11 protein-coding genes are annotated in these 9364 nt (G+C 64.5%); 3 read left to right on the top strand and 8 right to left on the bottom strand.

Features of this window, described 5'->3' with window-relative positions:
• Positions 1 to 793 (bottom strand): DEAD/DEAH box helicase (locus tag QOC89_RS05300; RefSeq protein WP_323044069.1); only part of this gene is annotated, 793 nt, incomplete at its 3' end.
• 199 nt (positions 794 to 992) lie between these two features.
• On the opposite strand from QOC89_RS05300, the gene QOC89_RS05295 reads away from it, so the two are divergent.
• A complete protein-coding gene (locus QOC89_RS05295) occupies positions 993 to 2048 on the top strand; it encodes an aldo/keto reductase (protein ID WP_323044068.1) in 1056 nt (351 codons plus the stop codon).
• 197 nt (positions 2049 to 2245) lie between these two features.
• Here the strand turns inward: QOC89_RS05295 and QOC89_RS05290 are convergent, their stop codons facing one another.
• Positions 2246 to 2602, bottom strand: coding sequence for a carboxymuconolactone decarboxylase family protein (locus QOC89_RS05290; protein ID WP_323044067.1), 357 nt, complete (start codon positions 2600 to 2602; stop codon positions 2246 to 2248).
• Between the two features lie 117 nt (positions 2603 to 2719).
• On the opposite strand from QOC89_RS05290, the gene QOC89_RS05285 reads away from it, so the two are divergent.
• The gene (locus QOC89_RS05285; protein WP_323044066.1) at positions 2720 to 3700 is read left to right on the top strand and encodes an AraC family transcriptional regulator; all 981 of its coding nucleotides are present in this window, start codon (positions 2720 to 2722) and stop codon (positions 3698 to 3700) included.
• Here QOC89_RS05285 and QOC89_RS05280 read toward each other — a convergent pair.
• The 4 genes from QOC89_RS05280 to QOC89_RS05265 all read right to left on the bottom strand — a co-directional run bounded on the left by QOC89_RS05280 (position 3697) and on the right by QOC89_RS05265 (position 6845).
• A complete protein-coding gene (locus tag QOC89_RS05280) occupies positions 3697 to 4266 on the bottom strand; it encodes an FUSC family protein (protein ID WP_323044065.1) in 570 nt (189 codons plus the stop codon). The two genes, QOC89_RS05285 and QOC89_RS05280, sit on opposite strands and share 4 nt — an antisense overlap.
• Positions 4267 to 4369: 103 nt before the next feature.
• Positions 4370 to 5689 (bottom strand): cation:proton antiporter, encoded by a 1320-nt coding sequence (locus QOC89_RS05275; protein WP_323044064.1) that lies wholly within the window; start codon positions 5687 to 5689, stop codon positions 4370 to 4372.
• 109 nt (positions 5690 to 5798) lie between these two features.
• Entirely contained in the window at positions 5799 to 6209 is a 411-nt protein-coding gene (locus QOC89_RS05270) for a DUF3175 domain-containing protein (RefSeq protein WP_323044063.1), read from the bottom strand.
• Positions 6210 to 6317: 108 nt separating this feature from the next.
• Entirely contained in the window at positions 6318 to 6845 is a 528-nt protein-coding gene (locus QOC89_RS05265; RefSeq protein WP_323044062.1) for a PRC-barrel domain-containing protein, read from the bottom strand.
• Positions 6846 to 7251: 406 nt separating this feature from the next.
• On the opposite strand from QOC89_RS05265, the gene QOC89_RS05260 reads away from it, so the two are divergent.
• The gene (locus tag QOC89_RS05260) at positions 7252 to 7545 is read left to right on the top strand and encodes a hypothetical protein (protein ID WP_323044061.1); all 294 of its coding nucleotides are present in this window, start codon (positions 7252 to 7254) and stop codon (positions 7543 to 7545) included.
• A 43-nt stretch (positions 7546 to 7588) separates the two neighbouring features.
• On the opposite strand, the gene QOC89_RS05255 is transcribed toward QOC89_RS05260, so the two are convergent.
• Both QOC89_RS05255 and QOC89_RS05250 read right to left on the bottom strand, forming a co-directional pair.
• Entirely contained in the window at positions 7589 to 7846 is a 258-nt protein-coding gene (locus QOC89_RS05255; RefSeq protein WP_323044060.1) for a hypothetical protein, read from the bottom strand.
• 85 nt (positions 7847 to 7931) lie between these two features.
• Positions 7932 to 9206, bottom strand: coding sequence for a DNA topoisomerase IB (locus QOC89_RS05250; protein WP_323044070.1), 1275 nt, complete (start codon positions 9204 to 9206; stop codon positions 7932 to 7934).
• Between the last annotated feature and the right edge of the window lie 158 nt (positions 9207 to 9364).

The following is a 9364-nucleotide window of genomic DNA, read 5'->3' as shown; positions in this document are numbered from 1 at the left end:
GAACGCTGCTCTCGATGCTCGCGCCGCCCACCAGAAAGCGTGCGACCGCGCTGACGGGTTTTTGCGTGGCGGAGAGGCCGATACGTGGCAGGCGCCGCTGACACAGCGCGTCGAGCCGTTCGAGGCTGAGCGCCAGATGACTGCCGCGCTTGCTGCCGGCGAGCGCATGAATTTCATCGACGATCACCGTGCGCACCGTCGACAGCATGCGCCGGCCGGAGTCCGAACCAAGCAGCACGTACAGCGATTCCGGCGTGGTGACGAGAATGTGCGGCGCGCGCTTTTTTAGCGCGTTGCGCTCCTGTTGCGAGGTATCGCCGGTGCGCACCGCGGTGCGGATGTCGAGTGGCGGCAGGCCGCGCGCGCCGAGCTCCGCGGCGATGCCTTGCAACGGCACCTGCAAATTGAGGCGGATGTCGTTGGAGAGCGCTTTCAGCGGCGAGACGTAGACCACCAGCGTTTCGTCGGGCAACGCGCCGCCGTTGGCGAGGCCTTGCTGCACCAGATCGTCGAGCGCGGAGAGAAAGGCCGTGAGGGTCTTGCCCGAACCGGTCGGCGCGGCGACGAGCGTTGAGCGCCCGCTGCGAATCTGCGGCCACGCGGCGGCCTGCGCGTCGGTGGGAGCGGGGAAGGTCTTCAGGAACCAGCCCGCAACCGCGGGATGGAAGTCACGCAGCGCGTTGGCCGTGAGGGGGCTCACAGCGGCATGGCGAGCCGCCGGCAAGGCCGGATCGAAAGCCGAAGAATCAGGATGCGCCCCCAGGGCGGTGGCGGATGTCGAGGCCGGAGTCATGCTTGCATAGATGGGGACGCGTCGTGCGATATCCAGACTACCAGACCCAGCGCGCCCCCGCATCGCCGGTCGGATCGAAAGGAGTTTGAAACATTTGTCAGGTCTCTCGTGCCAACGCGAGCGACGGTCTGCCCGATCTCGCCAACTGCAGTACCCTGTAGGGCTTATTCCCACACGAATCGATGACGGAGTCCCGACGATGCGATACAACCAGCTAGGCCGTACCGGTGTGTTTGTTTCAGAACTATGTATGGGCACGATGACCTTCGGCGGTGGCGAGGGCATGTGGAAGCAGATCGGCGATCTGCAGCAGGCAGACGCGGAGCGGCTGGTCGGCCGGGCGCTCGACGCAGGCATCAATTTCATCGACACGGCCGACGTCTATGCCGAGGGCCTGTCGGAACAGATCACGGGACAGGCGCTGAAGAACCTCAAGGTGCCGCGCGACAAGGTGGTGGTCGCAACCAAGGTATTCGGCCCGACGGCCGCGTTCCCGAACGCGCGCGGCGCGTCGCGCTATCACATCATCGACGGTGTCAAGGCAAGCTTGAAGCGGCTGCAACTCGATCACGTCGACCTGTATCAGATCCATGGTTTCGATCCGGCCACGCCGATCGAAGAAACCGTGCGCGCGCTCGATACGCTGGTGCAGCATGGCCATGTGCGTTATGTCGGCGTGTCGAACTGGGCCGCGTGGCAAATCGTCAAGGCGCTGGGCGTCGCGGAACGCCTCGGCCTTGCGCGCTTTGAAACCCTACAGGCGTATTACACGCTGGCGGGCCGCGACCTCGAACGCGAACTCGTGCCGATGCTGCAAAGCGAAGGTCTTGGACTGATGGTGTGGAGTCCGCTCGCCGGCGGCCTGCTGAGCGGCAAATATGGGCGCGAGCAGCAGGGCGAGGCGGGTAGCCGTCGCACGACGTTCGACTTTCCGCCGGTCAATCGCGAGCGCGCTTATGACTGTATCGACGTGATGCGCGACATTGCCGAGGCGAAGAACGTGTCGGTGGCGCAGATCGCGCTCGCGTGGCTGCTGCATCAACGCGTGGTGACCTCAGTGATCGTCGGGGCGAAGAAAGTCGAGCAACTCGACGACAACATCGCCGCCACCGGCGTCGCGCTCACCGCCGACGAACTGGCGAAGCTCGACAAGGTCAGCACGCTGCCCGCGGAGTATCCGGGCTGGATGCTGGAGCGTCAGGGTGAAGGGCGCCGTAAACAGCTTGAAGAGGCGCGTCATCCGGTACAACGCTAGGTTGAGATCGCCGCCTGCGCCATCTGCCTTGTAGCTAGCGGTAATGGATTGGGCGTGGATCTTGCGCAGCGGCTTGCCGCGTACAGCGCAAGCGCCATGGCGCGTGGCAATGCGACGGGTTAAATGTGCACGCTATGGTGTGCGTTCAGGCGGCGCGGACCGTGTGCCGCCACGCCGCTTCGCTCCAACCGCTTGCTTCACGCCGCCGGCTTGCTGTCCGCCTGATAAGCGGCGACAGCGTCCATCGTGCGGGCCGAGTAGACCATCGTGGCGCCCGCGTTCATGGCGACCGCCACGCCCAGCGCTTCGGCGATCTCTTCGCGTGTCGCGCCGTGTTTCAGCGCTTCGGCGGTGTGCACGGTAATACAGCCGTCGCATCGCAACGTCACGGCCACCGCGAGCGAAATCAGCTCGCGCGTTTTCGCGCCGAGCAGATCGGCCTTCTGGCCCGCGTTCGACAGCGCCTGATAGCCTCTCGCGGTATCCGGCGACAATCTGGCGATCTCGCCGATGCGGCCGAACAGTTCCTTGCGGTAATCGATCCAGTTCAACATGACAGTGCTCCTTTGTTTGCCGCGACCCGGCGGGTGCCGGTGCCGTTGGACAAAGTATTGCGCTGTGCCGCGATATCCTGAATACTCGCTTCGCTCAACTTTTAGCGCGATCGTCTCATGGACACGCTTAGCCGACTGATCGACGTTGCCAGGCTGCAGGCGAGCCTCGACCTGCGCTGTCTGCTCACGGGCGGCTTCGATATCGACCATGCGCCTCTGGAGGCGGGTATTGCGCCTTTTCATCTGGTGCTCGGCGGTGCATGTGTCGTCGAACCCGCGGGCGGCGCGCGTCTTACGCTCAACGCCGGAGATTTCCTGCTGTTTCCGCGCGGCGTGGCGCATCGGCTGCGCGACGTGGGCCGCGGAGCCGTTACCGCACCGCTAGCGTCAGGTCATGACGGCATGCTGCCTGTGCGCCGCAATGACGGTCGCGCTGAAGGTCTAACTGAAGGTCGTACTGACGGCCGCGCAGATGAGCGCCCCGATCTCGATCTCCTATGCGGCCGCTTTGTCTACGCACCCGGTTCCTCGGCTTTGTTGCTCGATGCGCTGCCTGATCCGTTCCATGTGTCGCTCGGCGGCGTGCCATCGCTCGGTGCATTGCAGACGTTGATCGCACTGATGCGCGACGAAGCGCAACACCGTCAGCCCGGCGCGCTCGCAATCGTCACGGCGTTGAGTCAGGCGCTCTTCGCGATGGCCTTGCGCGTGCACGGCGAACAGCCTGCCTCCGGTTCCGGCGTGTTGGCGCTGCTGGCCGACGCGCGTCTGGGTGCTTCAGTACAAGGCATGCTGAGCGCCCCTGAGCGGGCCTGGACCATCGCCGAACTCGGTGAACTCGCGGCGATGTCCCGCGCGACGTACGCGCGCCACTTCAACGAGCGCGCGGGCATGACGGTGATGGATTTCCTCACGCAGATCCGCATGACGATCGCGTGCGATCTGCTGCTGCGCACGCAGCGTAGCGCCGCGGAGATCGGCGAAGCGGTGGGGTACCAGTCTGAAGCCGCGTTCGGCAAGGCGTTCCAGCAGAGCGTCGGGGTGACGCCCGGACGTTACCGGCGTCAACCGCAAGCGAGCGATCAGCAAGTCCGTTAAGCCGCGCCGGGTCTGCCGAACCAGCGCTTCTCGATCCACGACATGATCAAGGTCACCAGCAACGCGCAGACGGTGCCCAGCGTCACTTCGCCGAGACGCAGCACGGCCCGGTCCCATGGCGAACCGACGCCCGGCACCAGCAGCATGATGGTCGCGGTGATGCCGCCCAGCCGCGCCGCGCTGCCCACGTTCACGACCCAGCAAATCAGGATTGCCGCGCCCACCGTGGCCGCGTACGCCGCCAGATAGTCGCCGCCCAACGTCGCGCCGATCAGGCCGCAAACGGCCCCGACCATCGCGCCGATAAACTGATCGCGCGAGAGGTTGCGCGTGTCGATGTAGCTATGCTGGCTGACCGCGATCGCCGTAATCGCCGCCCAGAAGGCTTGCTCGGTATGCAGCCAGCGGCCGATCACGAATGCAAGACTTCCGCCGGCCACGGCCTGCGCGGCCATCACGCTGCCTTCGAGCAGGCGGTCGCGCAACGGCAGCGTCTTGAGAAAACCAAATAGCGAGTTGGCGGCGCTTGTCCGTGCGGCACGCCGTGAATCGTCGGGAGCGGTCATCGAATGAGGAAGGGGGCTGTTGCGGCATGAAGGTCCCGTATTCTAGCGGCTCCAATTTTCGATTGAGTTGGCAAGGCCAGCCGGCACGATCGGCTGCCGGGCACTAGCGTTCGCGGCTACGCAAGCGGTGATACCAGTTCATTAGCGGCGTCGCCGAGACACCATGAATCACGACTGAAGCCGCGACGACCGCCAGCGTGAGCGGCACCAAGGGCGTGACGTCGGACGCCTCTCCATGTTCGAGCGCGTACGCCAGGTAGTAAAACGAGCCGATGCCGCGGATCCCGAACCAGCTCATCAGACGCCGCTGCGTGGACGTTGCGCTCGAACCCAGCAGAGACAATTCCACCGACACAGGCCGCACCACCACGAACAGCGCAAGGGTAAGCGCGACCGTTTGCCACGTGACAAGCGGGACTTGCAGCGTGGCGAGCACATTGCCGACCATCGCCATGACCGCGACCTCGGCGATGCGCTCGAGTTCGATCGTGAAGCCCATCACCGATTCCGTCATATACGCGTGCGCTTTGCCGGGATGCGCCGCGGTCGCCTCGACGTCTTCCGAATCGACTGTGCCGATCGCCTGGCGAGCCGACACGCCGCCGCTCGCGCGATGTTCGACGCGGCGCATCGCGACGCCGGCGGCAAATACCGCGAGAAAGCCATAGGTATGCGCGAGTTGCGCGGCGCCGAACGAAAGTTCGATCAGGCCCAATGCGAAGAAGCCCTCGAGTCCGAGCGCCTGCGCATGGCGCGTGCGCAACCAGGCAACCGCGTGCGTGGTGGCCCAGGCGAGCACGCCGCCGATCGCGATCGCGCCCGCCACACCCCAGACCATGCTGCCGGCGAGTCTGAAGGTCAGCACGTCGCCGATCGGAGTGGTGGGCGCCGCGCAGATCGCGAGGCCTAGCATCGCGAAAGGAAGGGCGATGCCGTCGTTCAAGCCGCCTTCGCCGGACAGCGCGAAGCGCAGCAGGTCGTGATCGCCGGGATTGTGGACCTGGACGTCGTGGGCCAGCACGGGATCGGTCGGCGCGAGGATGGCCGCGAGCACGAGCGACGGCCCCCAGCCGAGATGCAACACGACCACGCCGAACAGCGTGAGCAGGGGAATGGTCGCCAGCATCGCGAGGAAGCCGAGACGCAGGGGCACGGTCCAGAGCTTCTCGAATACGCCGAGCCGCAAACGCAGACCGATGGCGAATAGCGAGACCAGCAGCGCGACTTCGGTGATGGTTCGCAGCAGATGCGCCTGGGCGACGATATCGAGGCGCAACAGATCGAGGCCGGGAGGCCCGAGCGCATAGCCGATGGCGAGGTAGAACATCGCGGCGCTAACGGGCAGCCGCCGGAGGGTGGTCGCCGCCAGGCCCATGAAAACGAGCACGGCGCCGACGATGAGAAACCACAGTGTTTCGTGCATGAACGTCCGGTCAAGGCCTGCATGCGAACGACGGTGCATGCGCGGCCGGGTGAGGGCGCTTGCCGAATGCATCAACCCCGCGCGTCACTTCAAGGGCGCGCCTGCGCGCTCAAGGCGCGCGCCCGAACGCTTCACGCAACTTGCGTTTGGCCCGCTGCAAGGTATCGCGGCGCGTTTTCGGCAGATTCCTGCCGGCGCGATTGATGTAGAAGTTCAGCATCGACATGGCCGACTGGAACGGTGTGCCCTTGCGGCGGCGGCTATGCGTCGAAGACTGCTTGAGCGATTTCGCGATCGACTCCGCGCTGCCGGTTTTGAAAATATCGTGCTCGATATCCATCGCATCGCTGGTTTCCATTACGTGATGAGACCACTTTTTTGGACGCTTCGCGCCGGCTTGGCCAGCGGTCTTCGCGCGATGCGCGGCGTGCGCCTGGGCATGCCGCTGACGTGGCGGACGTCCCGACTTGCCGCGCGTGACCGGCCGTTTCGATTTGCTGGCGGCTTTTCTGGTGGGCATGCTTTCGCCTCCCTGTTTCACGTCGTGTGCGCATTACCGCAGGCGAAGCTCGACGCTGCAAGCAACGAAGCGGATTTCCCGCCACGCCCGTGCAGCGTGCGGATCGGACTACAACTTCAGGCCGCCGGCTTCTGGCGCATCCGACGACCCCGCTGGAATGTCGCCGACGCCCAGGTCATCGCGCAGATCATACCGATCGCGTCCCCAGTACGGCTCGCTGCCGTAGTACTGATGGACCGACGTGGCCCATGTCTGGTCGGCCATGGCAGGCCAGTGGTCCTTATCGAACCCTGGCGCGTTTTTCACGCGCTCGGCCGTCATATCGAGGACGAAGCACTTCTGCTGCGTATCGAGTGTCAGCGCGCTCCACGGAAGTGCCAGCAGCTTGTCGCCGATGCCCAGAAAGCCGCCGCTCGACAGCACCACATACGCAATGCGGCCCGAGCCGACGTCGAGCATGATGTCCTTGACCTTGCCGATGTCCTCGCCGTCGCTGCTGATCACCTTGTTGCCGTCGAGCGTGGCTGCCGCCATCACGTCCGGACCGGGACCGTCGGCACTCGCACTGCCCTTGCCGATGATACCGGCGCCCTGGCCTTGGCGCATGCCGCCTTGAGTTTGTGTCTGGTTGAGCATGATGTTCCCCCTTTACCGGTTCGATGTACGGAGAACCAGCAACCGCCGTTCCTCCCCAACGCAGTGCCGCTCGATAAGCGTTGCCGGTGGACGGCGGGCGTCGTTTTAACGACGTGTGCAACGAGGCGTCCAACGTGTGCAACGAGGCGTCCAGACTGCGCGTAGAGGATGCTGCGTTATTTGAAATTATTTCGTCTACGTCTGCGAGGGGAACGGATAGGCATGCAGCGGCGGGTGGAAACCGGGAAACATGCGAAAGAGGTGAGTGGAACGCCCGGCTCGATCATTAGCCGCGTACTCGCCGGAACGCCGGACCACATGTCACGCATGCGGCCACCTTATCGACTTCGGGAGGCATAGCCCTTGCGGATGAATCTTGCTGTTCATACATCCAGGGAGATTTCCTATGAAATATTCAAAAGCATTACTCGTGTCGGCACTTGTCGCGATGTCGGGCGTCGCTTTCGCGCAGGCGGGCGGCGGCAATGGTAACGGTGGCAACGGCGGCACCGGCGGGTCGGGTAACGCGCACGGCGCGGCGACCGCGGGGCCGACGGCTGGCGGCGACCCGGCGTCGGGTGCGATGAGTTCCGGCTCGTCGAAAATGCAACACACGTCGAAATCAAAAACAAAGAAACCGATGAACGATTCGACCAACATGCCGGGCGCCGACGCGAGCAGCGATACCAAGGGCCATTAAGAAACGCTAAAAGTGAGTGAAGGCAGGCGGAGCCGTGCTCGCTTTATCGCGGGAACGGGTTCGCCCGCTCAATCAGGGAGGCAGTGATGAAACAACGATTCAACGACAGCGCGGGCAAAAAGAGGTTGATGGTGGCGGCTATCGTCGTGCTGACAGCCGCTTCCGGGTGCAAGCGCTCCGACAGCGACAGCACGGGGGCGAGTTCCGCGATGAGCAGTAGCGGCGTGATGAACGGTAACGCGGCGACAGGCAGCACCGCGGACACGAGCAGCGGCGCGGCCGCCGCCGCCGCGGCAAGCATGCCGCGCGCGGCTGCGGCCTCAGGCGCGAGTCAATGAGTTAGCGCGGTTTTGGATGCGTCAGGCGGTTCGCGAGTCAGCGCGCGATCAGGCACGCCGCGCGGTTTGCGCACCCGCCTTGGCGTCGGTCTTCGCTGCCGCTTCTTTACGCACCACGCGCGACTTTTTCAGCAGCGTGGTCAGCGAGCCGTTGACGGTGTCCGTCACCTCGGCCCCCCGCGTCTTTCCGTCCTTGGCGCCGGCCTTGCGCGCCTGCTGCGCCGCGCGTTTGCCAGCATGTGCGAGCAAGGCGGCAAAGGCCACTTCGTCCACTCTCAATCCACGGCGTGCCTGGCCGGGCGGCAAACTCTGTAACTCGTCCGCCTCGAACGCACTGATTATCACGGGGTGAATGTAGCAACGGCGGCACACGGCCGGGGTATTGCGCAGTAACACGGACACGTCCTTGACGGTCGCAACGATATGGCGGCGCGCTTCCGCCGCGTTGCTGCACATCAAACGCCGCAGCGCGGCCAGTGCATAGACGCTGCCGGCCCACGTTCGATAGTCCTTCGCGGTGAAGTCGGCATTGCTCGCGCGGCGCAGATAGTCGTTGATGTCGGCGGAACCGATCGTGCGGCGCGTGCCGTCTTCGTCGAGGTACTGAAACAACTCGTGGCCCGGCAGTTCGGCGCAGCGGCGCACGATGCGTTTGATGCGTGGATTGTTCACGGTCACGTCGTGTTCGATACCGCTCTTGCCGCGAAACCTGAAACGCAACTGGCCGGCTTCGATCTTCACATGCTTCTTGCGCAGTGTCGTCAAACCGTACGACTGGTTGTCGCGCGCGTATTCCGCACTGCCGATGCGAATCAGCGTGGTGTCGAGCAACTGCACGATCGCGGCGATGACCTTGTCGCACGGCATGCCCGGCAGTTTCAGATCGCGTGCCACGCGTGCGCGGATCTTCGGTAAGGCGCGGCCGAATTGCGCCATGCGTTCGTATTTGTCGGCGTCGCGTGTTTCGCGCCAACGTGCGTGATAACGGTATTGCTTGCGCCCGCGTGCATCACGGCCCGTCGCCTGAATATGGCCACGCGGGTCGGGACAGATCCAGACGTTTTCGTAAGCGGGCGGAATGGCGAGTGCATTGATGCGCTTGATTTCAGCTTCGTCGTCGATGCGCTCGCCCGCCAGATCGAAATACCTGAAGCCGTCTTTTTCACGCTTGCGCGTATAGCCAGGCCTGCTGTCGTCCGCGTGCCGCAGGCCCGGCGGCATGACGGCGGGCGCGGCTTGTCGCGCGCTGTCGTCCGGGCGGTCGGCAGGGCCTTCCGGTTGGTGGGCCGGTTGGCGTCGAATCTGTGTGGTCGTGGCAGCCATCGTCGCAGGTAGAAGTTTCAAGCAGGCGGCGCGGTTTGCGCCAATGTCTGGGAGTAAGCAAAGGCAATGCCCAGCACGGGGCGTTTCTGTTGAATGGGGCGGCTCATCGACGAATCCGGACAAATGCGCGATGCCCCAACTGGATGATCCTGCCTGTT

It is taken from the genome of Paraburkholderia sp., assembly GCF_034668105.1.
Lineage (GTDB): Bacteria > Pseudomonadota > Gammaproteobacteria > Burkholderiales > Burkholderiaceae > Paraburkholderia.
This window is presented reverse-complemented; position numbering and strand designations above follow the sequence as displayed.